Here is a 26,109-nt window from a genome sequence, read left to right as displayed (position 1 = left end):
ACGCGAGAATTTTGATTATATGACGTTTACGTTAACGTCAAGTCAAGCGGAAAATGCAGGGGTCGGACCCGGCAGGTCCGACCCGAGGTCTTATCACGCGGCGTGCTGGTGCCCGCCGCCCAAGGCGGCCAGCAGGCGCGCTTTCTCGGCGCGGAACTCGGCCACCGCTTTTTCCTTCACATGGCCGAAGCCGCGGATCTTCTCCGGCAGTTGCGCCAGCGCCACGGCCGTGTCGTAGTTGCCGGCGTTCAACTGTGCCAGCACGGTGCCGACCAGTTCGCGGTACTCGGCGATCAGCGCGCGTTCCATCTTACGCTCTTCCGTGTAGCCGAAGATGTCGAACGCACCGCCGCGCAGGCCTTTCAGCTTGGCCAGCAGCTTGAATGCGCTCCACATCCACGAGCCGAATTCGGCTTTCACCAGGTGGCCCTTGGCGTCCTTCTTGGCCAGCAGCGGCGGCGCCAGGTTGAACTTCAGCGAGAAGTTGCCTTCGAACTGGGACTGCAGCTGCTCGACGAAGCGGCCGTCGGTGTACAGGCGCGCCACTTCGTACTCGTCCTTGTAGGCCATCAGCTTGGAGAGCGACTTGGCCACCGCCATGGACAGCTTGTTGCCCAGGTTCAGGCCGGCATCCTTGGCGCGCACCTGTTGCACCAGCTGTTCGTACGACGCGGCGTAGCCGGCGTCCTGGTAGCCGGTCAGGAACTCGACGCGCTTCTTGATCACCGCTTCCAGGCTTTGCGGCATCTGCACCACGATGGCCTGGCTTGGAATCGCGGTCTTCTCCACGCGCTTCAGGTCCACGGCGGCGCGGCGGCCCCACAGGAAGCTCTTCTTGTTCGCTTCCACGCCCACGCCATTCAGTTCGATGGCGCGCAGCAGCGACGCTTCCGTCAGCGGGATGCGGCCGCGCTGCCAGGCGTAGCCCAGCATGAACAGGTTGGCGGCGATCGAATCGCCCATCAGCGCGGTGGCCAGCTTGGTGGCGTCGATGAAGTCGGCGCTGTGGTACTGGGCCGCGCCCACCGATTCCTCGATCAGCGCGCGCACTTCGGCGGCCGGGTACTGCCAGTCGGCCTGTTGCGCGAAGGTGCCGGGCGGCTGCTCGTGCAGGTTGACCACGGCCAGCGTGCGGCCCGGACGCATCTTCGATACCGCATCGGCCGCGCCGGCGGTCAGCATGTCGCAGCCCAGGATCAGGTCGGCCTCGCCGGTGGCGATGCGCTGCGCGCGCAGGTGCGACGGCGACTTGGCCACTTTCACGTGCGAGGTGACCGAACCGTTTTTCTGCGACATGCCGGTCATGTCCAGCACCGACGCGCCTTTGCCTTCCAGGTGCGCGGCCATGCCCATCAGCGCGCCGACGGTAATCACGCCGGTGCCGCCGATGCCGTTGATGAGGATGTTGTACGGCTGCTCGCAGGCCGGCAGCGTTGGCTGCGGCAGTTCTTCCCAGCCGTCGCCGACGCTCTTGTCCTTGCTCACGCCGGTCTTCGATTTCTTCAGCGCGCCGCCTTCCACCGTCACGAACGACGGGCAGAAGCCCTTCACGCACGAGTAGTCCTTGTTGCAGGAGGACTGGTCGATGGTGCGCTTGCGGCCGAAGTCGGTTTCCTTGGGCAGGATGGACACGCAGTTGGACTGCACGCCGCAGTCGCCGCAGCCTTCGCACACCGCTTCGTTGATGACCATGCGCTTGTTCGGGTCGGGGAACTCGCCCTTTTTGCGGCGGCGGCGCTTCTCGGCGGCGCAGGTCTGGTCGTAGATCAGCACCGAGCAGCCTTCCAGTTCGCGCAGTTCGCGCTGTACCGCGTCGATCTCCTTGCGGTCGTGCAGCGAGACGATGGCAGGCAGGGCGGAGCGGTCGGTGTAGCGGCTCAGGTCTTCGGTCACCAGCGCGATGCGCTTGACGCCCTCGGCGGCCATCTGCTGCGCGATCATTGGCACCGAGACGGTGCCGTCCACCGGCTGGCCGCCGGTCATGGCTACGGCATCGTTGTACAGGATCTTGTAGGTGATGTTGACCTTGGCCGCCACGGCGGCGCGGATCGCCAGGTAGCCGGAGTGGAAGTAGGTGCCGTCGCCCAGGTTCTGGAACACGTGCGGCACTTTCGAGAACGCGGCCTGGCCGATCCACGGCGCGCCTTCGCCGCCCATGTGGGTGGTCAGCTTGTTGTACTCGGGGTAGATCGAGGTGGCCATCACGTGGCAACCGATGCCGGCCAGCGCGAAGGAACCGTCCGGGACCTTGGTGGAGGTGTTGTGCGGGCAGCCGGAGCAGTAGAAGGCCGGGCGGAACGGCGTGTTGATGGCTTTCTTCAGTACCGCGTCCTTGGCGTCCAGGAAGGTCAGGCGGGCCTTGATCTGGTCCTGGATGTTGGTGTCGGTGATGTACTGCTTGACGCGCGAGGCGATCACGCGCGCCACCTGCGACACCGAGAAATCGGCCTTGGGCGGCAGCAGCCATTCGCCGCGCGGGGCCACCCATTCGCCCTTGTCGTCGAACTTGCCGATCACGCGCGGACGCACGTCGTCGCGCCAGTTGTACAGTTGCTCCTTGAGCTGGTATTCGACGAACTGGCGCTTCTCTTCCACCACCAGGATCTCGTCCAGGCCCTGCGCGAATTCGCGCACGCTGTCCGGCTCCAGCGGCCACGGCATGGCCACCTTGAACAGGCGCAGGCCGACGGTGGCGGCCATGGCTTCGTCGATGCCCAGTTCTTCCAGCGCTTCCAGCACGTCCAGGTAGGACTTGCCGGAGGCGATGATGCCCAGCTTGGCGTCCTTGGAGTCGATGGTCGTGTGGTTCAGCTTGTTTTCGCGGGCGTAGGCGAGGGCGGCGTAGATCTTATAGTCCTGCATCAGCGCTTCCTGGTTGCGCGCCTGCTGGCCCAGCGGGATGGCCGACAGGCGGGCGTTCAGGCCGCCTTCCGGCATATGGAACTCCTTCGGCAGCCTGACCTCCACGCGGAAGGGATCGGCGTCGATGGAGGCCGACGATTCGACCGTGTCGGCCAGCGCCTTGAAGGCCACCGCGCAGCCGGAAAAGCGCGACATGGCCCAGCCGTGCACGCCCAGGTCCAGGTATTCCTGCACGTTGCAGGGGTACAGCACCGGGATCATGCAGGCCGAGAAGATGTGGTCGGACTGGTGCGGCAGGGTGGACGAGTAGGCGCCGTGGTCGTCGCCGGCCACCAGCAGCACGCCGCCGTGCTTCGAGGTGCCGGCATGGTTCATGTGCTTGAAGACATCGCCGCAGCGGTCCACACCCGGGCCCTTGCCGTACCACATGGCGAACACGCCGTCGTACTTGCTCTCGCCGATCAGGTCCACCTGCTGCGAGCCCCACACGGCGGTCGCGGCCAGGTCCTCGTTGACGCCCGGGATGAACTGCACATGGTGCTGTTCCAGGTGCGGCTTGGCCTTCCACAGGGTCTCGTCCAGGCCGCCCAGCGGCGAGCCGCGGTAGCCGGAGATGAAGCCGGCGGTATTCAGGCCGGCGGCGGCGTCGCGGATCTGCTGCATCATCGGCAGGCGCACCAGGGCCTGGATGCCGGACAGGAAGATGCTGCCGGCGGTGGCGGTGTATTTGTCGTCGAGCGTGACGCTGGTCAGGCGCGAAGGCGCCTGTGCTGGTGCCGTATTGTCGGCCATGGTGATGTCTCCAAATGGTGTTCGGGTGGTTCGCCGCTCCTGCGCCGCGCCGGGTAAGGCACAGCAGGTGCAGCCGTAACGCCGCCGGTGGGCGGCATTACCAATGTTTCAGTGTAGGGCTTAGTTGACGTATACGGAAATACCGATTGCCAATGGGGGTATAAGAAAAAATGATGGAACGCTGCGGAAATTAACCCTGACCCCATTTGTCGGTGGGGAAAGGGGGGATTTAGAGCAGGCGGGCGCCCAGCCAGTAGTGGCTGTGGCAGAGGTCGGCGGCCACCTGGCAGGCCAGGCGGCTGACGGCGGCGCCGGCGTTGGTCAGGGGGATGTTCTTGGAGCCGCACAGCACCACCGTGCGCGAGATGGACGGCTGCTCGATCGGCAGGGCCACCATGGCGCCGCGCTCGATCTCGGCCAGCACCGGCGCCACAGGCAAAATGGTCGCGCCCATGTCGGCCAGCAGGGCGGATTTCAGGATGGCGATGGAGTTGATTTCTATGACGTTGGCGGTGGCCAGCCCGGCGCCGCGCGCCACGCTTTCGATGCGCGGCCGCACGCCGTGCTGCGGCCCGGGCAGGATCAGCTGGGCCGCCAGCGCTTGCGCCAGCGTGACCTTGTCGCGCCCTGCGGCCCAGGGCGAGCCGGCGCGGCAGATGAAGCGCAGCTCTTCTTCCACCAGCGGGGTGCAGACGAAGGGCGATAGCTGGCCGTCGTCGAACAGCACGGCCAGGTTGACGCGGCCGGATTTGAGCTGCTCGGCCAGGTTGCCGGTCAGTTCTTCGGTCAGCTGCAAGGTAATTTCGGGGAACTGGGCGCGCGCGGCGGACAGCAGCGGCAGCGCCAGCGCGCCCGAGATGCTGTGCGGCAGGCCCAAGGTGACGCTGCCGCTGGGCCGCTCGGCGGACTGGGTGACGGCCGATTTGGCGTCCGCCACCTGCTTCAGGATGGCCTGGGCGTGCTCGTAGAACACCTTGCCGGCGTCGGTGCTGAGCACGCCCTGCGCGGAACGGTGCAGCAACTGGGCGCCCAGTTCTTCCTCCAGCTGGCGCAGCTGTTGCGTCAGCGCCGGCTGCGCCACGTGCAGCACTGTGGCCGCGCGCGACAGCGCGCCGTGGTCGACGATCGCGACGAAATAGCGGAGTTGGCGTAATTCCATGTGGCGTGGGGCTATGTTCAGGACAAAAGTGTAAATCCGGGTGGAAACTATTTGTTATACTGATTCTAACCCTTCCCTATCGTTTACCGCGTTTGCAGGCCCCGTATGCTCAAGAAAGTTGATTCTTCCCAGCTGGCAGTGGGCATGTATATCCATGACCTCAGTTGCGACTGGATGACCCATCCGTTCATCCGCAACCGTTTCGTCATCAGCAGTGAGGACGAGATCCGCAAGATCCTGAAGGCCGGCATCCATGACGTGGTGATCGACAGTTCCAAGGGACTGGATGTGCAGGACGCGCCCACGCTGGACGAGGCCAATTTGGCCACCGAGCGCGAACTGACCGAACTGGCCGCCAAGCCGGCGCTGGTGACCCGGGTGTCGCTGGGCGAGGAGCTGTCGCGCGCGGCGCAGGTCCGGCACCAGGCGTCCAGCCTGGTGCGCACGGTGATGCGCGACGCGCGCCTGGGCAAGGCCATCGAGATCGGCCAGGTGCAGCCGGTGGTGCAGAACATCACCGAGTCCATCCTGCGCAATCCGGGCGCGCTGGTCGGGCTGCTGCGCATCAAGAACAAGGACGATTACACGTTTCTGCACTCGGTGAGCGTGTGCGCGCTGCTGGTGGCGTTCTGCAATTCGCGCGGCATGGATCCGGACATCACGCGCCAGGCGGGCTTGGGGGGGCTGCTGCACGACACCGGCAAGGCGCTGGTGCCGGACGCCGTGCTGAACAAGCCGGCCGCGCTGACGGACGAGGAATTCGCCATCGTCCGCAAGCATCCGCAGGATGGTTTCGATATCCTGCGCCAGTCGCCGGAGGTCAACGACATCGCGCTCGACATCACGCTGCACCACCACGAGCGGCGCGACGGCAGCGGCTACCCGAACAAGCTGTCCGGCGACGCCATCAGCGAACTGGCGCAAATGGCTGCCATCGTCGACGTATATGACGCCATCACCGCCGATCGCTGCTATCACAAGGGCATGCCGGCGGCCGCCGCGCTGCGCAAGATCTATGAGTGGAGCAAGTTCCACTTCAACCCGGTGTACGCGCAGGAATTCATGCGCTGCGTCGGCATCTATCCGGTGGGCACCATGGTGATGCTGGAGTCGGGCCGCCTGGGCGTGGTGGTCGAGCCGCACGAAACCAATCTGCTGGCGCCCAAGGTCAATGTCTTCTTCCACACCAGGAACAATGTCTACATCAAGCCGGAAACGGTGGATCTGGCGCGCGGACTGGGCTTTGGCGGCGGCGACAAGATCGTCGGCCATGAGTCGCCGGCGAAGTGGAATGTCGACCCGATGCGCTTTCTCACCCTGGCGGGTTAGATAGGCCCGGCTGGCCGGGCCGGCTTAGAAGAACTCGGCCTCGTCGTTCGATTCGATCACCTGCAGCAGGCCGCCGCTGACCAGCTCGTCGTAGTGGCACACTTTGTTGCGGCCGTGGCTCTTGGCATAGTACAGCGCCTGGTCGGCCTGGCCGAGGATGATCACCGGCGCCTGATAGGCGCTGATGCTGACGTAGCCGATGCTGACCGTCACCTTGCCCACCTGCGGGAACTCGTGCGTTTCGACATTGGCGCGGAAGCGGTCGATGATGCGGTGCGCGTTGTCCTGCGAGGTCGAGCGCAGCAGCACCACGAACTCCTCGCCGCCGAAGCGGAACACGCGGTCCTGCGCGCGGAAGGACGAGGTCAGCAGGTTGGCGATCAGGATCAGCACCTCGTCGCCGTACAGGTGGCCGAACTTGTCGTTGACGTGCTTGAAGTGGTCCACGTCGACCACCGCCAGCCACTGCTTTTCCTGGTCGTTATGCTGGCGCCGCTCCAGCTCGCCCGGCGGCAGCGCCAGCGCGTCCTGCTCGGCGGTGCTGGCTTGCAGCATCTTGGCCAGCTGGTCGTCGAAGGTCTTGCGGTTGAGCAGGCCGGTCAGCGAGTCGCGCTCGCTGTAGTCGAGCAGGTTCTGGAAATTGCGGTAGACGCTGACGATGCCGCCCACGATGTGGATGGTTTCGCTGGTGTAGGGCGTGGGATTGACGATTTCCAGGCAGGTGTTGGCCTTGTCGCCCAGCCAGATCGGCAGCCACAGCGTGTGGTTGCCGTTGGCGTCGACCTGGTCGGCCGACGCTTCGTGGCGCGCGATGCAGTCGGCCAGGGCGGGAAACTGGCTGATGGGATCGCCTGCGCACGATGGGTCGGCATGCTCTTCCATGCGGGCCGGACTGCCCGACACGATGATGGCGCGCGGACGCACGAAGATCTGGCCGCGCACCGAGGTGAGCGTCAGCACGCGGGTCTGCCGCGCGCCAGCCAGCTCCTGGACGGCGGATATAACCGACACGTCCAGCATCGTGTGATCGCGGTGGCCAGTCATGTCCACCATGTGTTTCAGTAGGGAATCCATCGTCGTTCTCTGATCACGGCACCAAGGCGTACAGTGCTCATAAGCACGAGGCCTTTCCAAAAGACAGCTAAGCAGAATAATACCTTTTTGTATTATAGGCAATTCCAGCGTGCGATATTTCTGCTAAAACGCCACGATTCTACCCCCCAATGACGAGCGCAAGCGCTCGCCACTGCGGCCATTCCCTGAAAGTTTGATGTAAAACAGTTTCGTTCATACCACACATGGTCTCGCGCCCCGGCCGGAAAGATTCCCAGAGGAAAACTTGCGCACAATCAACGTCGCCGAAACTGGCCGGAATATAGTGGTTCCAATGGCCGCCGGACTGCAGCCGGGCCGCGCCAGGGCGTAGCTTTGATTTCTTTTCAAGGGGTACATCATGAACAGTTTTATGCAGGCAGCCCGGCACTTCGCCCGGGATGAGGAAGGTATCACCGCCATCGAGTACGGCTTGATCGCGGCGGTCATGGCCGGTGCGATTGCCGCCGCGTTCGGTCCGCTCAGGGACGCCATCGAGGCGGCCTTCGAGGACATCGTCACCAGCATGGCCGTCACGCCCTGATGGGTGGGCCGGGCGCGCCGTGCTGCCGCGGCGCGCCCTTTTTCCGTCCGGAGTTCGCCATGTGGACTGCTAGCGAAGTGATATTGCTGTGGCTGGTCTTGCAGGCGGCGGTGACCGACCTGGCGCTGCGCAAGATCCCCAACGTACTGGTGCTCGGCGGCCTGCTGCTGGCGCTGGTGCTGCACGGCCTGGCCGGACCGCCGTGGGCGCTGCTGTCGCAGTGGCTGGCGGGCCTGCTGGCCGGCTTTTTCCTGTATTTGCCGCTGTACCTGCTGCGCGGCATGGCCGCCGGCGACGTCAAGCTGATGGCCATGGTGGGCGCCTTCACCGGTCCGCTGCAGGCACTCGACGTCGCCCTGCTCAGCTTTGCCGCCGGCGGCGTGCTGGCGCTGGCGCTGATGGCGGCCAGCGGGCAGTGGCGGCGCGGCTGGGCCAATCTGCGCGCCACCTTGCTGCCCTGGCTGCTGCGCCTGGCCGGGGTGCCGCTGCAGCCGGTGCCGCTGCAGCCGGCCCAGAGCGTGGGCGGCATGCCTTACGGCGTGGCCGTGGCGCTGGGCACGCTGGGGGTGGTGCTGGCACCGCATTGCCGTGCGTAAGCTTTGCTGTAACTCAATATCCGCCAGGCAAGCCGTTGCTAGTATCAATTCCTCATCGCAACACTTATCAGGAGTATCGCATGATGGACTTTGCCACCGCACTGCCGGCTGCCCGCAGCGACGAGGACGCGCATGGCGCGCTGCCGCCGCAGCCCAGGACCGCGCGCGAGACCGGGCTGGAGTTGCAGCTGATCGTGGAACTGGCCGCCAAGGCCATCTACGCTGCCGGGCGCACCCACTTGCCCATCCTGGCCACCCGCCTGCGGCTGTCGATCAATGTGCTGCGCGAGGCGCTCGATTTCATGGTGGCCGAGCAGCTGGCCGAGGTGGCCTGGCGCGGCGACGCCGACATCGACGTGCAATACCAGCTGACCGGCGCCGGCAAGCAGCGCGCGGCCGGCTGGCTGCAGCGCTCGCCCTACCAGGGGCCGGCGCCGGTCACGCTGGAGGCCTGGTGCGCCATGGCGGCGCGCCAGGCGCTCCAGCTGCCGGTGCCCAGTGCGGAAGACGTGGAAGCGGTGTTCGGCGAGGCCGGGCTGGAGCCGGCGGTGCGCAACCTGATCGGCGCGGCCATGCACGCCGGCCGCTCGATGCTGCTGTACGGTCCGCCCGGCAGCGGCAAGAGCACGCTGGCGCGCAAGCTGGGCCGCCTGCTGCAGGGCACGGTGCTGGTGCCGCACGCGGTGGCGGTGGGCCAGGAGATCGTGCAGCTGTACGATCCGGCGCTGCACCTGGCGCCGTCCCTGCCGCCGGGCACGGCGGCGCGCCAGCCGTTGGAGCGGCGCAGCACGGACGCGCGCTGGGTGCTGTGCCAGCGCCCCGTGGTGCCGCTGGGCGCCGAGCTGGACGAGTCCATGCTGGAACTGCGCCACGACGCGTTTTCCGGCTGCTACCAGGCGCCGCCGCATTGCAAGGCCAGCCATGGCCTGCTCATCATCGACGACCTGGGCCGCCAGCGCATGGCGGCGCCGGCGCTGCTGAACCGCCTGATCCAGCCGCTCGACGCGGGCCAGGACCAGCTGTCGCTGCAAGGCGGGCACAAGTTCGCCATGCCGTTCGGCGCCATGCTGGTGTTCGCCACCAACCTGGCGCCGCAGGCGCTGCTGGACGGCTCGGCGCTGCGCCGGCTGGGCTACAAGATCCACGTTGGCGCGCTCAGCGAAGCGAGTTACCGCACCCTGTTCCGCCAGCAGTGCCGCGCCGCCGGCGTGGCGCTGGACGACGCCGGGCTGCGTTACCTGATCGAAGAGCTGCACCGTGGCAGCGGCCAGCCGCTGCTGGCCAGCTATCCGCGCGAGATCCTGGGCCGCATCGCCGACTTCGCCGGCTACGCGGGCCAGGCGCCGCGCCTGACGGTGATGGCGCTGGAGCAGGCCTGGTCCAGCATGTTCGCCACCTGCGCGCCGGCTGTCGTCCCCGGCGGGGACGAGGCCGGGCCGGCCGCGCTGCGGGCGAGGGCGGCATGAAAAACCGGCGCGCCTACCTGATGCTGGGGCTGGCCGTGGCCCTGGGGCTGGCGGCGGTGCTGCTGGCGTCGCGCTGGCTGCTGCGGCAAACGCCCGGCACGGCCGGCCGCATCGTGGTGGCGGCGGCCGACGTCAACCTGGGCCAGCGCCTGGCGCCGGACATGTTCAAGCTGGCCGACTGGCCGGCCGACTCGCTGCCGCCGGGCGCGCTGCGCGACCCGGCCAGGCTGAACGGCCGGGTGCTGAAGACCAGCGTGCTGCGCGGCGAGCCGCTGAGCGAGGCCAAGCTGGCGCCGGCCGGCACGCTGGGCGGGCTGTCGGCGCTGATCGCCGAGGGCAAGCGCGCCATCACGGTGCGCGTCAACGACGTGGTGGGCGTGGCCGGCTTTGCGCTGCCGGGCAATTTCGTCGACATCATCGTGCACACCCGGGCCGGCGAGCGCCTGCACGAGCGCGACATTTCCAAGATCGTGCTGGAGCGCATCCTGGTGCTGGCGGTGGCGCAGGAAGTGAGCCGCGACGACACCAAGCCGCGCGTGGTCAATGCGGTGACACTGGAAGTGACGCCCGAACAGGCCGAGCACCTGGACCTGGCGCGCAGCGTGGGCACGCTGTCGCTGGCGCTGCGCAACCAGGTCGACCCCAGGCCGGGCGTGACGGCGGGCGCTACCAAGGGCACGCTGCTGGGCATCGCGGAGCCGGCCCCGGCGCCCGAACCGGCGGCGTCCGCCGAGCCGCCGCGGTCCGCGCTGTCAGCTGCGGCTGCGCCCGCACCGCGTGCCCAGCTGGCGGTGGCGCCCGCGCGCCATTGCATCGGCGTCATCAACGGCCTGCACAGCAGCCGGGAGTGCTTGTGATGCGCGCCATGAAATCCATGCCCGTGCTTGCGCTGCTGGCGTGCTGTGCGCAGCCGGCGCTGGCGGCGCGCACGCCGCGCATCCCGGCCGTCCCTGCGGCGGCGGCCGTAGCGGTGGCTGCGCCGATAGCCGCCGCGCCCGCCGCTGCGGCCGCAGCGCACAAGGCTAACCCGCCGGCGCCCCGCCAGGCGCCGTCCGCCAGCGACGGGCCGCGCTGCACCGGCGATACCCCGGCCCAGCACAGCATGGCGCTGCAGCCCGGCAAATCGACCTTGCTGCGCATGCCGGAAGCGGTGGCCAGCCGCAGCATCGGCAACCCGGCCGTGGCGCAGGCAATGCTGGTGGCGCCGGACACGCTGTATGTGGCCGGGGTCGACATCGGCAGCACCAATATGGTGGTGCAGGGCAAGAGCGGCAAATGCAGCCTGATCGACCTGGTGGTGGGCATGGACGTGGCCGGCCTGCAGGCGTCGCTGGCGCAGCTGATGCCGCATGAGAAGAACATCCGCGTCACGGCGGCGGCGGACGCGCTGGTGCTGAGCGGCACCGTGGAGGACGGCGCCACGCTGATGAACGTGCTGGAGCTGGCGCACGCCTATGTGCGGCGTCCGGTGCAGGCGCTGGCCAGCCCGCGCGCAGCGGAGGACAAGGCGCCGCCGCCGGCGCTGCCCTCGGCCGTGCCTTCCGGTGCGGTGCCGGCGGTGGCCGGATTGAGCCTGAGCCGCGTGGTCAACCTGCTGTCGGTGACGGCGCCGCAGCAGGTGATGCTGGAGGTGAAGATCGCCGAAGTGTCCAAGACCCTGCTCGATAAGCTGGAGGCCGGCGTGATGCTGCACTACGCCGGCGGCGGCTGGGCCGCCACTGTGCTGTCCAGCTTCCTCACCGGCACCGCCGGCGGCCGGCTCGACGTGGTCAAGGGCGACAAGCGCCGTTTCACGCTGGACGCCGAGCGCAAGGACGGCCTGGTGCGCATCCTGGCCGAGCCCACCGTGATGGCAATCAGCGGCCAGGAGGGCAGCTTCCTGGCCGGCGGCAAGATCTTCATTCCGGTGGCGCAGGACCGCGACAAGGTCACGCTGGAAGAGAAGGAGTTCGGCGTGGGCCTGCGCTTTACGCCCACGGTGCTGGCCGGCGGGCGCATCAACCTGCGGGTGGCGCCGGAAGTGTCGGAGCTGTCGCGCGAGGGCGTGGGCATCTCGGCCAGCGGCTTCAGCGGCGGCGCGCTGCTGCCGCTGATCACCACGCGCCGCGCCAGCACCACGGTGCAACTGTACGACGGTCAGAGCTTCGCCATTGGCGGGCTGATACGCAACACGCAAAACACCAGCGTCAAGGGCTTGCCGCTGCTTGGCGAGCTGCCGGTGCTGGGGGCGCTGTTCCGCAGCACCGATTTCCAGCATGACCGCAGCGAGCTGCTGTTCGTCATCACCGCCCACCTGGTCAAACCGCTGCCCCCCGGCCAGCCGCTGCCCACCGGCAGCATGGCGCCGCCGGGGCGCGGCCTGCTGTTCCTGGGTGCAGGCCCGCAAGGAGGATTGCCATGACACCACGCCCGTCCCGCACCTGGCTGCCGTTGCCGGCGCGCTTGCCGGCGTTGCTTCCGGCTGCGCTTTCCGTGCTGTTGTCGGCTTGCGCCGGCGGCGGCGCGGCGCCGCCCGGGCTATCCGTGCCGCCATTCGGCAGCGCCACCCGTGCCGCGCTGGCGCTGCAGATCGCCAACCCGGACGCGGCCCGCCAGGCCCAGGCGCGGGGCGATGGCCAGGCCGCCGGCGTGGACGGCCGCGCCGCCAGCCAGGCGCAGGGCCGCTATCAGAAGGGCTTTGCCGAAGCGGCGCCGCAGCAGGGCAGCTTCACCATCGGCGTGAGCGGTGCAAAATGACAGCCCTTGCGCCCTGTGCACGCCGCATCGCGGCCCGCCAGCGCGGCGTGCTCACCTTGCTGTTCGCGCTGCTGCTGCCGGTGCTGCTGTGCGCGGCCGGGATGGCGCTGGAGCTGGCCCTGGTGTACCAGCGCCGGGTGCAGTTGCAGAACTATGCGGACGCGGTGGCGCTGGCCGCCGCGCGCTCGCTCAACGGCACCGCGGCCGGGGTCAACGACGCCGCCGCGAAGGCGGCTGCGGCGGCCGCCGCCGACGTCCATTTCGGCGCCAGCGTGAGCTGGCAGTCCGGCGCCCTGCAGTTCAGCGCCACGCCGGACGCGCCGGACGCGGCCTGGCTGGACACCGGCTCGGCTGCCGCGGCGCCCGCCGGCGTGGCCTACGCCAGGGTGGATAGCGGCAAGCTCACGGTGGCGCCCGTCAACAGCGCGTTTCTCGGCATGCTGGGTGCGGCCGCCAATGCCACCGCCGCCGCCCGCGCCGTGGCCGGGCGCGCCGGGACGCGCGTCACGCCGCTGGCGGTGTGCGCCATGGGGCCGGCCACGGGCACGCGCAACAATGCAGGCGCCGCCGGCGGCGCCGCGCAGGAACTGCTGCAGCATGGCTTCCGCTTCGGCGTGTCCTACAACCTGCTCAAGCTGAACCCGGAACACAACACCGAGGCGGCGGAGTACTTCCTGGCCGACCCGATCCAGCCTGCCGGCGCCGGGCCTGCCGGGATGGTGGACCATACCGCCGACGCGGTGCTGGCGCCGTTCATGTGCGCCGGCACGGTACAGCTGCCACGCGTGGCGGGCGCCACGCTGCGGCTGCGCCGCCCGGCTGCGTTCACGCTGGGCGAGCAGCTCAATTCGCGCCTGGGCGTGTACGGCGCGGGCCCGCTGGCCTGCCTGCCGGCCACTGCGCCGCCCGACACCAATGTGCGGCAGTACAACAGCGCGGGCAGCTGGATGTCGCCCGCGCCCGCCGCCGCCAGCGCCACCCCGGCGCCGGCTGCGCCCGGCCAGCCCTACAACACCATGGCCGACCGGGCCAGCGCGGCCGGCGCGGCCGACTACGGTCCGCTGTGGGCCTACAGCGGCGCGCGCCAGTCGGCAAACGGCGCCGCCATCAGCCGTAACCAGTGGCCGTGGCTGTATCCGGTGGCCGCCGGAGCACTGCCCGCGGCGCCCAATTACAACACGCCGGCCTATTTCCAAACCACCGCCGCCTATTATCTGGCGCCGGCCCAGCCCGGCCTGGCGCTGCGCCGCCTGCTGGTGATTCCCTTGCTGGACTGTCCGGCGCCGCCCGGCGCGCTCACCGAGGCGCCGGTGCTGGCGCTGGCGCAGTTCTTCCTGATGGAGCAGGCCGGCGCGGGCGGCGTGCGCGGCGAGTTCGCCGGCGTGGTGGAGGAAAGCACGCTGGCCGGCGCGGTGGAGCTGTACCGATGAAGGCGCCGCCACCCGGCCGCCGGGCGCGCGGCGTGATTGCGCTGGAATTGGCGCTGATCCTGCTGATGATGCTGTTCTTCGCGCCCTGCCTGCTGACGCTGGGCAGCGCCGTGCGCCAGTTCGTGGTACTGGACAAGGTGGCCTACCAGGCCGCGCGCCAGCTGGCCGCCATGCCGCGCCTGCAGATGGCCAGAAAGGGCAGCTACGACCAGGCCGAGGCGCAGGCGCTGGCGCAGGTGATGGCGGCGCTGGCCGACGCCCAGGTCAGCACCGGGGAGCTGGAGTTCGAAGTCGACTGCGATCCCGGCTTCTGCGGCAGCGCCACCATGCCGCAGCGCTTGAAGGTCAAGCTCGGCTTCACCGTGCATCCGGTGGGCTGGGACGGCCTGAGCGGCTGGCTGCTGGGCGCCAACGGCTTGCAGCTGCAGACGGCAGTGGTGATGCGCTATGAGAACTAGACACTGCGTTGAACATGGCCGCAGACGTACTCTTCGGCGTCCGGCCGCCGGCGTGCTGCTGATCGAACTGGCGCTGGCGCTGCCGCTCTTCCTGCTGTTCATGTACGGCCTGCTGGAATGCGCGCGCCTGATCTATTTGTGGAACACGCTGCAGGAAGTCACGCGCAGCGCCGCGCGCGCAGCCGCCATGGCCGACTACACCGACCCGGCGGCCATGGCGGCGCTGCGCCGGCGCGCGCTGTTCCGGCCCGGCGGCGGCTCCTTGCCGATGGCGCCGTCGTTCGGCCCGGGCCATTTGCGCATCGAGTACTTGTGGCAGGACGCGGCCGGCGCGCTGCAGCCGGTGGCCGCCGCGGCGCGTGCGCCGTGCCCGGCGCTGAACCGGCTGTACTGCCTGCGCAATCCGAATGGCAGCGATTGCATCCGCCATGTGCGCGTCAGCGTGTGCGACCCGGCCGATGCGGCCAGCTGCCAGCCGGTGCCGTTCCAGGCCCTGCTGCCGCTGCCGCAGCTGAACTGGCAGGGCCTTGCGCTGCCGGCTTCGGCCACCACCGCGCGCGCCGAGGCGCTGGGATATCAGCCGGGCAGCGCGCTGTGCGCCGCGCCTGCCCCGCCGCCTCCCTGACACGGCGCGCTCTTTGAGAGGGAAGACCCATGAAAGCCTTGATGATAAGCCGGGACAGCCTGCTGCACGCCGAGGTGGCGGCGCAGGGATCGGCGCGCATGCCGGCGGTGCAGCTGGTGGCCACGCGCCAGGGATTGCGCGACGCGGTCGAGCGGGTGCTGGCCGAGCCGCCCGAACTGGTGATCTTTGACGCCAGCGACATGGCGCCGGGGGAGGCCGAGCTGGTCGAACGCCTCGGCAAGCACTATCCGCGCGCCTCCTACATGATGCTCACGCGCGAGCCGCAGCAGGACCTGCTGATCCGCGCCATGCGCGCCGGCATGCGCGAGGTGCTGCCGCTGCCGCTGGTGCACCGCGCCTTCCACGAGGCCATGGACCGCATCGAAATCGAGACCGGCGTCACCCATATGCGCGACGGCAAGGCGCTGGCCTTCATTTCCTGCAAGGGCGGCAGCGGGGCCACTTTCCTGGCCACCAATTTCGGCTATGCGCTGGCGGTGCTGGCCGAGCGCAAAGTGCTGCTGATCGACCTGCACGGCCAGTTCGGCGACGCCACGCTGTACGTGTCGGACCAGAAGCCGGCCATGACGCTGTCCGACATCTGCGCCCAGATCGGCCGCATGGACGGCGCCTTCCTCGATTCCTGCCTGGTGCACGTGACGCCCAACTTCGGCGTGCTGGCGGCGGCCGACGATCCGCACCAGGTGTCGGACATGAAGCCCGACCACATGGACGCCATCCTGCGCGTGGCGCGCCAGCACTACGACTACATCGTGCTGGACGTGGGGCGCCAGATCGACGCCATCTCGCTGCGCGCGCTGGACGGCGCCGACGCGATCTATCCGGTGCTGCAGCTGGCGCTGCCCGACATCCGCGACGGCCGCCGCCTGCTCGACATTTTCCGCTCGCTCGGCTACCCGGGCGAACGCATCCGCCTGATCGTCAACCGCTACGAGCGTGGCGGCAAGCTGCGCCTGGCCGACCTGGAGCAGGCGCTGGGCGCGGAGGTGATGCACACGGTGCCGAACGACTACCTGTCGGCCACCGATTCGGTGAACCAGGGCGTGCCGCTGCTGCAGCTGTCGCGCAGCAGCCCGGTGGCGCGCAGCCTGGCCGAGCTGGTGGAAATGGTGACGGCGCGCCGGGTCCCGGAAAGCAAGGGCCTGTTCGACCGCCTGTTTGGCCGCAGCGATGCGGAATTGTGAAGGTCCATCCGAGGAGAGCGACATGAGTTTGCGGGAACGCCTTGCCAGTGGCGATGAAACCAGGGGGGCCGTCAACGTGATGGGCTTGCAGCCGGGGCTGATGGGCAGCCTGCCGGACGCGTCCTACCAGGAGCTGCGCAAGACCATGCACCAGACCATCCTGGACCGCATCGACCTGGAGCGCCTGAAGCGTCTCACGCCGGAGCAGTTCAAGCACGAGCTGGCGCTGCTGGTGCAGCGCGTGATCGAGGACGAGCGCATCGTGCTGAACCAGCAGGAGCGGCACCGCCTGGTGCTCGACATCCAGCACGAGATGCTGGGCTTCGGCCCGCTCGAGCCGCTGCTGGCCGACGCCGGCGTGTCCGACATCCTGGTCAACACTTGGTGCAAGGTCTATGTGGAGCGCGCCGGGCGGCTGGAGCTGAGCGGCATCACCTTCCACGACAACGCGCACCTGATGAAGATCATCGAGAAGATCGTCTCGCGCGTGGGCCGCCGCATCGACGAGTCCAGCCCGATGGTGGATGCGCGCCTGCCGGACGGCTCGCGCGTGAACGCCATCATCCCGCCGCTGGCGATCGACGGCCCCATGCTGTCGATTCGCCGTTTCGCGGTGCAGCCGCTGACGGTGGCCAACCTGCTGGCCTACAAGAGCGTCACGCCGCCCATGGTGCAGGTGCTGGAGGCGCTGGGCCACGCCAAGATCAACATCCTGATTTCGGGCGGCACCGGCAGCGGCAAGACCACCTTGCTCAATGTGCTGTCCGGCTTCATTCCCGGCAGCGAGCGCGTGGTCACCATCGAGGACGCGGCCGAGCTGCAACTGCGCCAGCCGCACGTGGTGCGCCTGGAAACGCGCCCGCCGAATATCGAAGGCAAGGGCGAGGTGACGCAGCGCGCGCTGGTGCGCAACGCGCTGCGCATGCGTCCCGACCGCATCATCCTGGGCGAGGTGCGCGGGGCCGAGGCGGTCGACATGCTGCAGGCCATGAACACCGGCCACGAGGGTTCGCTGGCCACCATCCACTCGAACACCCCGCGCGACGCCCTGTCGCGGCTGGAGAACATGGTGGGCATGGCCGGACTGACGCTGACGCCTCGCGCCACGCGCCAGCAGATCTGCTCGGCCATCACGGTGGTGATGCAAGTGTCGCGCCTGACGGACGGCGCGCGCAAGCTGGTCAGCCTGCAGGAGATCACCGGCATGGAAGGCGACATGATCGCCATGCACGAGATCTTCCGCTACGAGCAGACCGGGGTGGACGCCGAGGGCCGGGTGCAGGGCCAGTTCCGCGCCACCGGCGTGCGGCCGCGCTTCGCCGAGCGCCTGCGCCTGTTCGGCGCCGCCGTGCCGGACAGCGCGTTCGATCCGGACAAGATCTACGAATAGGGACTGCTACGGGAGAAGCTTATGGATCTGGTCTTCACGTGCTTCGCGGTGCTGCTGTTCGCTGCCGTGATCCTGTTGATCGAGGGCGCCTGGCTGTGGTGGTCCGGCACTCACGGCGGCGGCGCGCGGCGCATTGCCCGGCGGCTGGAACTGATGGCCGCGCGCGGCGACGACGGCGGCATGGCGCCGCGCGTCACCATCCTCAAGCAGCGCCGCTACAGCGGCGCGCCGTGGCTGGAGCAGCTGCTGCGGCGCGCGCCGCTGTTGCCGCTGGCGGCGCGGCTGGACCGGCTGCTGCTGCAGTCCGGCCTGGGCTTGAGCGTGGCGCGCCTGCTGGGCGTGCAGGCAGCGCTGCTGATGGCGGCCGCCGCGCTGCCGCCGCTGGCCGGCTTGCCGCGCCCGGCGCACTTGCTGTCCCTGGCGGCGGCCGTGCTGGCGCCGGCGCTGCTGCTGTACCGGGCCCGCAGCGCGCGCCTGGCCAAGCTGCAGGAACAACTGCCGGAGGTGGCCGATTTCCTCAGCCGCGCGCTGCGCGCCGGCCATTCCTTCGCCAACGTGCTGCACATGGTGGGCAATGAAATGCCCGAGCCCATCGGCAGAGAATTCCGCATCGCCTATGAGGAGATCAACTATGGCGTGCCGATGAACGAGGCCTTGCACAACCTGGGCGCGCGCATTCCGCTGACGGATTTGCGCTACCTGGTGATCGCGGTGCTGATCCAGCGCGAATCGGGCGGCAACCTGGCCGAATTGCTGGGCAATATCTCGCGCATGGTGCGCGCCCGCCTGCGCCTGCTGGCGCAGATCCGCGTGCTGTCGGCCGAGGGCCGCATGTCGGCCTGGATACTGGGCCTGCTGCCGCTGGCGGCCATGGCGCTGATGTCGCTCACCAGCTACAAGTACATCAGCCTGCTGTGGACCGATCCGGCCGGCGTGACCTTGCTGTGGTACGGCGCGGCCGCCATGCTGGGCGGGCTGCTGTGGATGCGCCAGCTGATACGGATCCGCCTATGAGCGCCCTGCAGCTGGAGTCCGGCCACCTGTTGTTCCTGCTGGTGGTGTTCGTGGTGGTGGCGCTGGTGGCGCTGGCGGCCATGCTGCTGTTCGCGCCAGGCGCGCTACGCCAGCGCCTGGCCGCGCATGCGCTGCCCGAGGGCGCGGCCGAGCCGCCGTCCGGCTGGGTGGAGCGGGCGGCCAAGGTGGCGCAGCCATTCGTGCGGCTGTCGCTGCCGGAGGAAGGCTGGGAACGTTCGCCGCTGCGTACGCGCTTCATGACGGCGGGCTGGCGCCACGCGTCCGCGCCCACGTTCTATTTCGCCGGCAAGAGCGTGCTGGCGCTGCTGCTGCCGGCGCTGCTGGCGGCGCTGGCCGCCGGCCTGAAGCGCGGCGCCGTGGGCGGGGGCTGGCTGTACTTCCTGCTCGGCGCTGCGGCGGTGGGCTACTACCTGCCCAACGCGCTGCTGGCGCGCACGGCGGCGCGCCGCCAGCGCGACATCTTCGAGCATCTGCCGGACGCGCTGGACCTGCTCACCGTGTGCGTGGAGGCGGGCCTGAGCCTGGAGCGCGCGCTGGCCAAGGTGGCCGGCGAAGTGCATCTGAAGAGCGTGGTGCTGGCGCAGGAGCTGCAGCTGGTGCTGATGGAGATGCGGGCCGGCTTCAGCAAGGAGAAGGCCTTGCGCAACCTGGCGCTGCGCAGCGGCGTGGAGGACGTCGACACCCTGGTGGCGATGCTGATCCAGTCGGAGCGTTTCGGCACCAGCATGGGCGAGTCGCTGAGGGTGCATGCGGAGAACCTGCGCAGCAAGCGCAGCATGATGGCCGAGGAAGCGGCGGCCAAGATCGCGCTCAAGCTGCTGTTCCCGCTGATCTTCTGCATCTTCCCGACGCTGATGATGGTGCTGCTAGGACCGGCCATGCTGCAAATGTCCAGGGTGCTGCTGCCGGCCGTGGGGGCGCGCTAGAGATCCGCGCTCAGTTCCAGGCCACGCTGCCCAGGCCGCGCGCGCTGGCGCTGCGGTTGGCGGGCTTGCCGTACACGGTGGCCGAACCGAGTCCGCTCAGGCGCAGCTTGGCGCTGGTCCTGGCGTAGACGGTGGCGCCGCCCAGGCCGCTGAGGTCGACGTCCACGCTGTCGGCGCGCAGCTGCTGCGCGTCCAGGCTGCCGATGCCGCCCAGTTTCACGTTCAGGTTTTTGCTTTGGCCGCTGACCACCATCTGCCCGGCGCCGCGCAGGTCCAGGCCCACCGAGTCGGCCTCGCCGGCGTTCACATGCATGCTGCCTACGCCGGTCAGCTTGGCGTTCAAGGTGCGGTAGCGCGAGGTCAGGCTGACCGCGCCCGCGCCTTCCAGTGCCAGGCGCATTTCGTCGCCGGAGAAGCCGCTCACTTCGGTCGACCCCACGCCGGCCGACACCAGTTCGCGCAGATTGGGCAGGGTCAGTTCCGCGTGCAGGTTATTGCTGTGCATTTGCACGCCGCGCAGCTCGGTGCCGATGCGCAGCGTGTCGCCGGTTTGCACCACGGTCACTTTGGGCAGGTAGCGCTTGTCGCCGCTGACCACCAGCGAGGCGGTCGGGCCCTGCTTGATATTCAGGCTGATGACGCCATCCAGCACCACTTTCACGGCACGCGCATCGATGCTGCGGCTTTCGCTGGCCAGTTCCTGGGCGATCACGGCGCCGTGCGTCGCGTACAGGGTGACGGCCATCATCGTTGCGCTGATAAAGTTGTTCATTGCGTGCTCCGGGCGAGTGGTGTGCGGCATGTGCTGCGCTTAGTTGGCGAGCGCGGCTTTTTCAGCTGCGCTCAGCCGTTTTGCGGTAATCGTCACCACCGGCATGGCGGTCGCGGCGGGGGCAGCCTTGACGGCCTTGGCGACGGTGGCCGGTGCTGCCGGCACGGCGGCAGTGGCGATGCTGGCGGCGCCGGCCAGGACAACGGCGGCGATGAAGATGGCTTCCATGTTTTTAGCGATGTTCATGATGTTTCTCCTTGTGAGTTCGGTTCGTGCTGCGTTGGTGTTTGCGTTTGCGTTGAGTGAACTATAGATAAACCCAACGCACCACTCCACCGGAGTGCGACGAACTGCGAATTCGGCGACATGAACTGCAAATAGGAGAGCCTGAGCGCGCCCGGCGCGGCCCGACATCAGATCAGCGCGGCGATCGCCTCTCCCATGCCGGTGGTGCTGGCGCTGCCACCCATGTCGGGCGTGCGCGGGCCCTGCACCAGCACGGTTTCTATGGCGCGCATGATGTCGTCGTGCGCGCTCTTGAAGGCGGCCTGCTGCGCAGCATCCGCCAGGCCCTGGCCGAGGAACTCCAGCATCAGCGCGCCGGACCAGATCATGGCCACCGGGTTGGCAATGTTCTTGCCCGCGATGTCGGGCGCCGAGCCGTGCACCGGTTCGAACAGCGAGGGGAATACGCGCTCCGGGTTCAGGTTGGCGGAGGGCGCGATGCCGATGGTGCCGGTGCAGGCCGGGCCCAGGTCGGACAGGATGTCGCCGAACAGGTTGGACGCCACCACCACGTCGAATCGCTCCGGGCTGAGCACGAAGCGGGCCGCCAGGATGTCGACGTGGTACTGGTCCCAGCGCACGTCCGGGTAGCCGTCCGCCATCCGCTTCACGCGCTCGTCCCAGTATGGCATGCTGATGGCGATGCCGTTCGACTTGGTGGCCGAGGTCAGGTGCTGCTTGGGGCGGCTCTGCGCCAGCTCGAAGGCGTACTTCAGGATGCGGTCCACGCCCTTGCGCGTAAACACGGCTTCCTGCAGCACCGTTTCGCGCTCCGTGCCTTCAAAGATGCGCCCGCCCACCGACGAGTACTCGCCCTCGGTGTTCTCGCGCACCACGAAGAAGTCGATATCGCCCGGCTGCTTGTTGGCCAGCGGGCAGGGCACGCCGGGCATCAGGCGCACCGGGCGCAGGTTCACATACTGGTCGAATGCGCGCCGGAACTTGATCAGCGAGCCCCACAGCGATACGTGGTCGGGCACCGTGTCCGGCCAGCCGACGGCGCCGAAGTAGATCGCGTCGTAATCCTTCAGCTGCGCGAACCAGTCGTCCGGCATCATCTTGCCGTGGCTGGCGTAGTAGTTGCAGTCGGCCCAGTCGAAGCGGGTGAATTCCAGCGCCAGCGCGTGTTTGCGCGCTGCCGCCTGGACGGCGCGCAGGCCCTCCGGCATGACTTCCTGGCCGATGCCGTCGCCGGCGATGACTGCGATGCGATGCGTTTTCATGCGTCCTCCTGTGAATGAGCTTTTAGCATAGCGTTAATCGCCAGCGCTATAATCGGCTGATTCGTAATTGCGGCATGCACATATCGTGAATGATCAACCTTTGCTGGCCGACCTGCGGCTGTTCTGCACCCTGGTGCGCGAACGCGGTTTTGCCGCCGCCGCGCGCGCGCTGGGCGTGTCCAATGCCTATGTCAGCAAGCGCATCGCGCTGCTGGAGCAGTCGCTGCAGGTGAAGCTGTTGCACCGGACCACGCGCAGCGTGACGGTGACGGAGCAGGGCGCCCTGGTGCACCAGTGGGCGCAGCGGATACTGGAGGACGTGGACCAGATGCGGGACGCGGTGTCGACCGGGCAGCGCGCGCCCAGCGGCCTGCTGCGCCTCTGCACCAGTTCCGGCTTCGGCCGCAACCGGGTGGCGCCGGCCATCTCGGCGCTGGCGCTGCGCTATCCGGCGATGGAAATCCAGCTGGAGCTGCTGGACCGCCCGGTCGACCTGATAGGCGAAGGCTTCCACCTGGACATCCGGGTGGGCGAGGCGCACGAGCCGCACCTGATGTCGCGCCGCATCGCCGCCAACCAGCGGGTGCTGTGCGCGGCGCCGTCCTACCTGACCCGGCATGGCGCGCCGGCCACCCTGGCCGAGCTGGCGCAGCACCGCTGCATCGTGGTCCGCGAGCGCGACCAGGGGCACGACCATAGCGCGGGCCGCTGGCTGCTGACCGGGCCGGCCGGCATGGAGTCGGTGAAGGTGGCCGGGCCGCTATCGGCCAGCAATGGCGAAATCGTCCACCAGTGGGCGCTGGACGGCCACGGCATCATCTTGCGTTCGATCTGGGATGTGGGGCCTGCGCTGGCGCGCGGCGCGCTGCAGCGGGTGCTGCCGGCCTATGCCCAGCCGGCCGACGTGTGGGCGGTCTACACGTCGCGGCTGTCCACCTCGGCCAAGGTGCGGGTGTGCGTCGAGTTTATCGAGCAGTGGCTGGCGGGGGAGACGGCTTAGTCTTCCGCTACTTCTTCCACCTTGGCCGAGCGCATCCAGGTCACCAGCGGGTAGGCGTCCTTCAGGCCGTTGGCGATCAGTGGCAGCAGCAGGTCCGGCTTGTTCAGGTCCAGTTTCATCTCGGTCCACACGAAGAAGCTCTTCAGCTTGATGAACTCGATGTGTTCATGGTCCGCGTCGAAGCCCTTGGGCGGGCGCTGCAGCTTGCCCTCGTCCTGGATGGTGCCGTAGCGCGCCTTCAGTGCCTTGTTCTTCAGGGCCTTGGAAAAGCCGGCCGCGTCTTCCACCATGTGCTTGCGCAGCGCCCTGGTGCGCTCCGGCGGCGGCATGTACTCGCCGGCGCCGAACAGCAGCCGGCCTTCGCCGTCCAGCTGGAAATAGTAGGTGGGGCCGCCGGCCTTGGACGGGCGGCGCATGTCGTTGGGCGCGATGGCGGCCGAGAAGCGCGTCTTGTACGGGCTCTTGTCGTGGGCGAAGCGCACGTCGCGGTTGATGCGGAACATGGCCTTCTTCGGATTGCAGAACTTCACCGCCGGGTCGAATTTGCCCAGCTCGGCGATCACTTGCGTGACCAGTTCCAGGAATTCTTCGCGCAGGATGTCGTAGCGCGGCTTGTTCATGATGAACCAGGGGCGGTTGTTGTTGTCGGCCAGTTCGGTGAGGTAGTTCTTCAGGTCGCGCAGGTGCATGTCGGATCGGGGGCGGGTGTTTTATCGTGAAATCGGGCGCTTGCCCACGGTAATGGCAAGGTCCGTCTCGCGGCTCTTGCGCAGCACCCGCATTGTAGCTTTTTCCCCCGGCGGCAGTTGGGCGATCAGATTGAGCATGTCGTTGGTGTCGTTGACCGCCTTGCCCTCGACCTGCAGCAGGATGTCGCCCGGCTTCATGCCGCCCTTGTCGGCCGGGCCGTTGCGCACCACGCCGGCGATGATGGCGCCGCTTTGCACCTTGAGGCCGAAGCTCTCGGCCAGCTCGGGCGTGATTTCCTGCGATTCCACGCCGATCCAGCCGCGCACCACGTGGCCCGAGCTGATGATCGATTCCATCACGGTCTTGGCGGTGGACACGGGAATGGCGAAGCCGATGCCCACCGAGCCGCCGGTCTGCGAGTAGATGGCCGAGTTGATGCCCAGCAGGTTGCCACTGGTGTCGATCAGCGCGCCGCCCGAGTTGCCGAAGTTGATGGCGGCGTCGGTCTGGATAAAGTTTTCGAAGTTGTTGATATGTAAATTATTGCGGCCCAGCGCGGAAATGATGCCCATGGTGACGGTCTGTCCCACGCCGAAGGGGTTGCCGATGGCCAATACCACGTCGCCCACCTTGGCCTGCTCGGCGTGGCCCAGCACGATCACCGGCAGCTTGTCCAGGTCCACCTTGATCACGGCCAGGTCGGTTTCGGGGTCGGTGCCCACCACCCTGGCGGCGGCCTTGCGGCCGTCGGCCAGCACCACCTGGATCTCGTCGGCGGCGTCGACCACGTGGTTGTTGGTCAGGATGTAGCCTTGCGGGCTGACGATCACGCCCGAGCCGAGGCTGGACTGGTCGTCCTCGTCGCCGTCACGGTCGCGGTCGCCGAAGAATTTCTTGAAGAAGGGATCGCGCGTGAGCGGATGCTTGCGGCGCGGCGCCTTGGTGGTGAGCACGTTGACCACGGCCGGCATGGCTTGCGCCGCCGCCGCCCGGTACGAGCCCGGCGAGGGGGGCGCATGGCCGCCCAGCAGGGCGCTGCGGGCCGCGCCCGCCGGCGTGGACGGCGCGGCGCCCAGCCCGGGCACGCCCGGCAAGCCTTGCCAGTCCGGCCGCATGGCGCTGTAGACGAAGTACAGCGCCAGGACCACGGTCACCGCTTGTGCAAACAATAACCATAGTCGTCGCATGATGCCGTCCTAACCGGGCGCCCAGCTTGGCGTCCTAACTTTGCCGCCGGGCGCTGCGCGTGCCGCCAGGCTTATTTTTTCAGTGCGTCGCGGATTTCACGCAGCAGCAGGATGTCCTCGGCGGTCGGCGCCGGCGTCTCCGTCGGAGCAGGCTCGGCTTTGCGGGCCTTCTGCAGCATGCGCACCATCTGGAAGATGATGAACGCGAGGATGATGAAGTTTAACAGGATGGTCAGGAAGTTGCCGTACGCCAGTACCGCGCCCAGCTTCTTCGCTTCCACCAGGCTCAGATTGGCGGCCTGGCCGTTCAGTGGCAGGTAATAGTTGGCGAAATCCAGGCCGCCGATCAGCCTGCCGATCGGCGGCATGATGATGTCCTGCACCAGCGAATCGACGATCTTGCTGAAGGCCGCGCCGACGATCACGCCGACCGCCAGGTCGACCACGTTGCCCTTCATGGCAAATTCTTTGAACTCTTGCATCATGCCCATTGTGACCTCCTTGCTATGTTGTATAGCCGATCATAGCGTGTTTTTTAGCAACTGGGCGATAGTCTGCGACGATCGGGATGGGGCAGAATTTAGACAAATGCAACGTTTCGCTTTAAAACGGTTTTGGCTTCACCTATAATCTAAGGTTGCTGGAAGCTTGGTTAACGCATAATAACTATTTCGCAATTTGATGATTGGGGTTTGGTATGAGTAACGATAAGCAGGTCGATTCTGGCCGTCGTGGCTTGATCGCCGCAACATGCGCGGCAGGTGGCGTAGTTGGACTGTCCACCGCCGGTGTCCTGGTAAGCACCTTCCAGCCGTCCGAGCGAGCGAAAGCGGCCGGCGCACCTGTCGAAGTCGATATCTCCACGCTGCAGCCGGGCGAAATGCGCACTGTCGAATGGCGCGGCAAGCCGGTCTGGATCCTCAAGCGCACGCCGGAAATGGTTGCCTCGCTGAAAAAGACCGAAGGCAAGGTGGCCGACGCCGACTCCAAGCGCAACCCGGACGAGTACACCCCGGAATACTGCCGCAACCAGAACCGCTCCATCAAACCTGAAATCCTGGTCGCGGTGGGCATCTGCACCCACCTCGGCTGCTCGCCATCGTCGAAATTCACCCCGGGACCGCAGCCGTCGCTGCCGGACGACTGGGAAGGCGGCTTCCTGTGCCCATGCCACGGCTCCACCTTTGACATGGCCGGCCGCGTCTACAAGAACAAGCCTGCGCCGGACAACCTGCAGGTTCCGCGTCATATGTATCTGGGCGACACCAAGCTGGTGATCGGCAAAGACGAGAAAGGCGAGGCATAAA

General features: G+C 67.8%; 25 protein-coding genes. 16 read left to right on the top strand and 9 right to left on the bottom strand.

The window, feature by feature from the left end:
* Nucleotides 1-93 precede the first annotated feature (93 nt).
* Nucleotides 94-3,654: an indolepyruvate ferredoxin oxidoreductase family protein gene (locus ASD15_RS28850; RefSeq protein ID WP_057158464.1), complete on the bottom strand. Its 3,561-nt coding sequence runs from the start codon at nucleotides 3,652-3,654 to the stop codon at nucleotides 94-96.
* 229 nt (nucleotides 3,655-3,883) lie between these two features.
* A complete protein-coding gene (locus tag ASD15_RS28845; protein ID WP_057158463.1) occupies nucleotides 3,884-4,813 on the bottom strand; it encodes a LysR substrate-binding domain-containing protein in 930 nt (309 codons plus the stop codon).
* Nucleotides 4,814-4,918: 105 nt separating this feature from the next.
* Here ASD15_RS28845 and ASD15_RS28840 point away from each other — a divergent pair, with 105 nt between their 5' ends.
* On the top strand, nucleotides 4,919-6,142 hold the full coding sequence (locus ASD15_RS28840; RefSeq protein WP_057158462.1) for an HD-GYP domain-containing protein: 1,224 nt from the start codon (nucleotides 4,919-4,921) through the stop codon (nucleotides 6,140-6,142).
* Between the two features lie 24 nt (nucleotides 6,143-6,166).
* Here ASD15_RS28840 and ASD15_RS28835 read toward each other — a convergent pair whose 3' ends face one another.
* Nucleotides 6,167-7,216, bottom strand: coding sequence for a GGDEF domain-containing protein (locus ASD15_RS28835; protein ID WP_057158461.1), 1,050 nt, complete (start codon nucleotides 7,214-7,216; stop codon nucleotides 6,167-6,169).
* Nucleotides 7,217-7,595: 379 nt separating this feature from the next.
* Between ASD15_RS28835 and ASD15_RS28830 the strand changes: the two genes are divergently transcribed.
* From ASD15_RS28830 to ASD15_RS28770, 13 genes are all read left to right on the top strand, one after another.
* On the top strand, nucleotides 7,596-7,778 hold the full coding sequence (locus ASD15_RS28830; protein WP_057158460.1) for a Flp family type IVb pilin: 183 nt from the start codon (nucleotides 7,596-7,598) through the stop codon (nucleotides 7,776-7,778).
* Nucleotides 7,779-7,837: 59 nt separating this feature from the next.
* On the top strand, nucleotides 7,838-8,374 hold the full coding sequence (locus ASD15_RS28825; protein ID WP_057158698.1) for a prepilin peptidase: 537 nt from the start codon (nucleotides 7,838-7,840) through the stop codon (nucleotides 8,372-8,374).
* Nucleotides 8,375-8,454: 80 nt separating this feature from the next.
* On the top strand, nucleotides 8,455-9,840 hold the full coding sequence (locus ASD15_RS28820) for an AAA family ATPase (protein ID WP_229418379.1): 1,386 nt from the start codon (nucleotides 8,455-8,457) through the stop codon (nucleotides 9,838-9,840).
* Nucleotides 9,837-10,697 (top strand): Flp pilus assembly protein CpaB, encoded by an 861-nt coding sequence (gene cpaB, locus ASD15_RS28815; RefSeq protein ID WP_057158459.1) that lies wholly within the window; start codon nucleotides 9,837-9,839, stop codon nucleotides 10,695-10,697. Before ASD15_RS28820 ends, cpaB begins: the two co-directional genes overlap by 4 nt.
* An 8-nt stretch (nucleotides 10,698-10,705) precedes the next feature.
* Complete coding sequence (locus ASD15_RS28810; RefSeq protein WP_157201185.1) at nucleotides 10,706-12,241, top strand: type II and III secretion system protein family protein; 1,536 nt, start codon at nucleotides 10,706-10,708, stop codon at nucleotides 12,239-12,241.
* Nucleotides 12,238-12,576, top strand: coding sequence for a hypothetical protein (locus ASD15_RS32815; protein WP_082552219.1), 339 nt, complete (start codon nucleotides 12,238-12,240; stop codon nucleotides 12,574-12,576). Before ASD15_RS28810 ends, ASD15_RS32815 begins: the two co-directional genes overlap by 4 nt.
* The gene (locus ASD15_RS28800; protein ID WP_057158457.1) at nucleotides 12,573-14,006 is read left to right on the top strand and encodes a pilus assembly protein TadG-related protein; all 1,434 of its coding nucleotides are present in this window, start codon (nucleotides 12,573-12,575) and stop codon (nucleotides 14,004-14,006) included. Before ASD15_RS32815 ends, ASD15_RS28800 begins: the two co-directional genes overlap by 4 nt.
* A complete protein-coding gene (locus ASD15_RS28795) occupies nucleotides 14,003-14,464 on the top strand; it encodes a hypothetical protein (protein ID WP_057158456.1) in 462 nt (153 codons plus the stop codon). Before ASD15_RS28800 ends, ASD15_RS28795 begins: the two co-directional genes overlap by 4 nt.
* A gap of 52 nt (nucleotides 14,465-14,516) precedes the next feature.
* Nucleotides 14,517-15,089: a TadE/TadG family type IV pilus assembly protein gene (locus ASD15_RS28790; protein ID WP_057158455.1), complete on the top strand. Its 573-nt coding sequence runs from the start codon at nucleotides 14,517-14,519 to the stop codon at nucleotides 15,087-15,089.
* 29 nt (nucleotides 15,090-15,118) lie between these two features.
* The gene (locus ASD15_RS28785; protein ID WP_057158454.1) at nucleotides 15,119-16,294 is read left to right on the top strand and encodes an AAA family ATPase; all 1,176 of its coding nucleotides are present in this window, start codon (nucleotides 15,119-15,121) and stop codon (nucleotides 16,292-16,294) included.
* Between the two features lie 22 nt (nucleotides 16,295-16,316).
* On the top strand, nucleotides 16,317-17,684 hold the full coding sequence (locus ASD15_RS28780; RefSeq protein ID WP_082552217.1) for a CpaF family protein: 1,368 nt from the start codon (nucleotides 16,317-16,319) through the stop codon (nucleotides 17,682-17,684).
* Nucleotides 17,685-17,705: 21 nt separating this feature from the next.
* Complete coding sequence (locus tag ASD15_RS28775) at nucleotides 17,706-18,698, top strand: type II secretion system F family protein (protein WP_057158452.1); 993 nt, start codon at nucleotides 17,706-17,708, stop codon at nucleotides 18,696-18,698.
* A complete protein-coding gene (locus ASD15_RS28770) occupies nucleotides 18,695-19,645 on the top strand; it encodes a type II secretion system F family protein (RefSeq protein ID WP_057158451.1) in 951 nt (316 codons plus the stop codon). The genes ASD15_RS28775 and ASD15_RS28770 overlap by 4 nt, the downstream gene beginning before the upstream one ends.
* A 10-nt stretch (nucleotides 19,646-19,655) precedes the next feature.
* Here ASD15_RS28770 and ASD15_RS28765 read toward each other — a convergent pair whose 3' ends face one another.
* From ASD15_RS28765 to ASD15_RS28755, 3 genes are all read right to left on the bottom strand, one after another.
* Nucleotides 19,656-20,417, bottom strand: a complete 762-nt coding sequence (locus tag ASD15_RS28765; RefSeq protein WP_057158450.1) for a GIN domain-containing protein — start codon at nucleotides 20,415-20,417, stop codon at nucleotides 19,656-19,658.
* Nucleotides 20,418-20,456: 39 nt separating this feature from the next.
* A complete protein-coding gene (locus ASD15_RS28760) occupies nucleotides 20,457-20,663 on the bottom strand; it encodes a hypothetical protein (protein WP_057158449.1) in 207 nt (68 codons plus the stop codon).
* 167 nt (nucleotides 20,664-20,830) lie between these two features.
* A complete protein-coding gene (locus ASD15_RS28755) occupies nucleotides 20,831-21,925 on the bottom strand; it encodes a tartrate dehydrogenase (protein ID WP_057158448.1) in 1,095 nt (364 codons plus the stop codon).
* 85 nt (nucleotides 21,926-22,010) lie between these two features.
* Between ASD15_RS28755 and ASD15_RS28750 the strand changes: the two genes are divergently transcribed.
* Complete coding sequence (locus ASD15_RS28750) at nucleotides 22,011-22,925, top strand: LysR family transcriptional regulator (protein ID WP_057158447.1); 915 nt, start codon at nucleotides 22,011-22,013, stop codon at nucleotides 22,923-22,925.
* Here the strand turns inward: ASD15_RS28750 and ASD15_RS28745 are convergent.
* The 3 genes from ASD15_RS28745 to mscL all read right to left on the bottom strand — a co-directional run bounded on the left by ASD15_RS28745 (nucleotide 22,922) and on the right by mscL (nucleotide 25,293).
* Nucleotides 22,922-23,614 (bottom strand): DUF2461 domain-containing protein, encoded by a 693-nt coding sequence (locus tag ASD15_RS28745; protein ID WP_057158446.1) that lies wholly within the window; start codon nucleotides 23,612-23,614, stop codon nucleotides 22,922-22,924. The two genes, ASD15_RS28750 and ASD15_RS28745, sit on opposite strands and share 4 nt — an antisense overlap.
* 21 nt (nucleotides 23,615-23,635) lie before the next feature.
* Nucleotides 23,636-24,802, bottom strand: coding sequence for a S1C family serine protease (locus tag ASD15_RS28740; protein WP_057158445.1), 1,167 nt, complete (start codon nucleotides 24,800-24,802; stop codon nucleotides 23,636-23,638).
* Nucleotides 24,803-24,873: 71 nt separating this feature from the next.
* Nucleotides 24,874-25,293 (bottom strand): large conductance mechanosensitive channel protein MscL, encoded by a 420-nt coding sequence (mscL, locus tag ASD15_RS28735; protein ID WP_057158444.1) that lies wholly within the window; start codon nucleotides 25,291-25,293, stop codon nucleotides 24,874-24,876.
* Between the two features lie 206 nt (nucleotides 25,294-25,499).
* Between mscL and petA the strand changes: the two genes are divergently transcribed.
* The gene (petA, locus tag ASD15_RS28730; RefSeq protein ID WP_057158443.1) at nucleotides 25,500-26,108 is read left to right on the top strand and encodes a ubiquinol-cytochrome c reductase iron-sulfur subunit; all 609 of its coding nucleotides are present in this window, start codon (nucleotides 25,500-25,502) and stop codon (nucleotides 26,106-26,108) included.
* Nucleotide 26,109 lies beyond the last annotated feature (1 nt).

Origin of the sequence: Massilia sp. Root351 (assembly GCF_001425045.1) — a bacterium.
Classification (GTDB): Bacteria; Pseudomonadota; Gammaproteobacteria; order Burkholderiales; family Burkholderiaceae_D; genus Rugamonas.
This window is presented reverse-complemented; position numbering and strand designations above follow the sequence as displayed.

Coding starts and splice junctions, on each gene's coding strand:
- ASD15_RS28850 (WP_057158464.1), bottom strand. CDS start 3,654: ATGGCCGACAATACGGCACCAGCACAGGCGCCTTCGCGCCTGACCAGC.
- ASD15_RS28845 (WP_057158463.1), bottom strand. CDS start 4,813: ATGGAATTACGCCAACTCCGCTATTTCGTCGCGATCGTCGACCACGGC.
- ASD15_RS28840 (WP_057158462.1), top strand. CDS start 4,919: ATGCTCAAGAAAGTTGATTCTTCCCAGCTGGCAGTGGGCATGTATATC.
- ASD15_RS28835 (WP_057158461.1), bottom strand. CDS start 7,216: ATGGATTCCCTACTGAAACACATGGTGGACATGACTGGCCACCGCGAT.
- ASD15_RS28830 (WP_057158460.1), top strand. CDS start 7,596: ATGAACAGTTTTATGCAGGCAGCCCGGCACTTCGCCCGGGATGAGGAA.
- ASD15_RS28825 (WP_057158698.1), top strand. CDS start 7,838: ATGTGGACTGCTAGCGAAGTGATATTGCTGTGGCTGGTCTTGCAGGCG.
- ASD15_RS28820 (WP_229418379.1), top strand. CDS start 8,455: ATGATGGACTTTGCCACCGCACTGCCGGCTGCCCGCAGCGACGAGGAC.
- cpaB (WP_057158459.1), top strand. CDS start 9,837: ATGAAAAACCGGCGCGCCTACCTGATGCTGGGGCTGGCCGTGGCCCTG.
- ASD15_RS28810 (WP_157201185.1), top strand. CDS start 10,706: ATGAAATCCATGCCCGTGCTTGCGCTGCTGGCGTGCTGTGCGCAGCCG.
- ASD15_RS32815 (WP_082552219.1), top strand. CDS start 12,238: ATGACACCACGCCCGTCCCGCACCTGGCTGCCGTTGCCGGCGCGCTTG.
- ASD15_RS28800 (WP_057158457.1), top strand. CDS start 12,573: ATGACAGCCCTTGCGCCCTGTGCACGCCGCATCGCGGCCCGCCAGCGC.
- ASD15_RS28795 (WP_057158456.1), top strand. CDS start 14,003: ATGAAGGCGCCGCCACCCGGCCGCCGGGCGCGCGGCGTGATTGCGCTG.
- ASD15_RS28785 (WP_057158454.1), top strand. CDS start 15,119: ATGAAAGCCTTGATGATAAGCCGGGACAGCCTGCTGCACGCCGAGGTG.
- ASD15_RS28780 (WP_082552217.1), top strand. CDS start 16,317: ATGAGTTTGCGGGAACGCCTTGCCAGTGGCGATGAAACCAGGGGGGCC.
- ASD15_RS28775 (WP_057158452.1), top strand. CDS start 17,706: ATGGATCTGGTCTTCACGTGCTTCGCGGTGCTGCTGTTCGCTGCCGTG.
- ASD15_RS28770 (WP_057158451.1), top strand. CDS start 18,695: ATGAGCGCCCTGCAGCTGGAGTCCGGCCACCTGTTGTTCCTGCTGGTG.
- ASD15_RS28765 (WP_057158450.1), bottom strand. CDS start 20,417: ATGAACAACTTTATCAGCGCAACGATGATGGCCGTCACCCTGTACGCG.
- ASD15_RS28760 (WP_057158449.1), bottom strand. CDS start 20,663: ATGAACATCGCTAAAAACATGGAAGCCATCTTCATCGCCGCCGTTGTC.
- ASD15_RS28755 (WP_057158448.1), bottom strand. CDS start 21,925: ATGAAAACGCATCGCATCGCAGTCATCGCCGGCGACGGCATCGGCCAG.
- ASD15_RS28745 (WP_057158446.1), bottom strand. CDS start 23,614: ATGCACCTGCGCGACCTGAAGAACTACCTCACCGAACTGGCCGACAAC.
- ASD15_RS28740 (WP_057158445.1), bottom strand. CDS start 24,802: ATGCGACGACTATGGTTATTGTTTGCACAAGCGGTGACCGTGGTCCTG.
- mscL (WP_057158444.1), bottom strand. CDS start 25,293: ATGGGCATGATGCAAGAGTTCAAAGAATTTGCCATGAAGGGCAACGTG.
- petA (WP_057158443.1), top strand. CDS start 25,500: ATGAGTAACGATAAGCAGGTCGATTCTGGCCGTCGTGGCTTGATCGCC.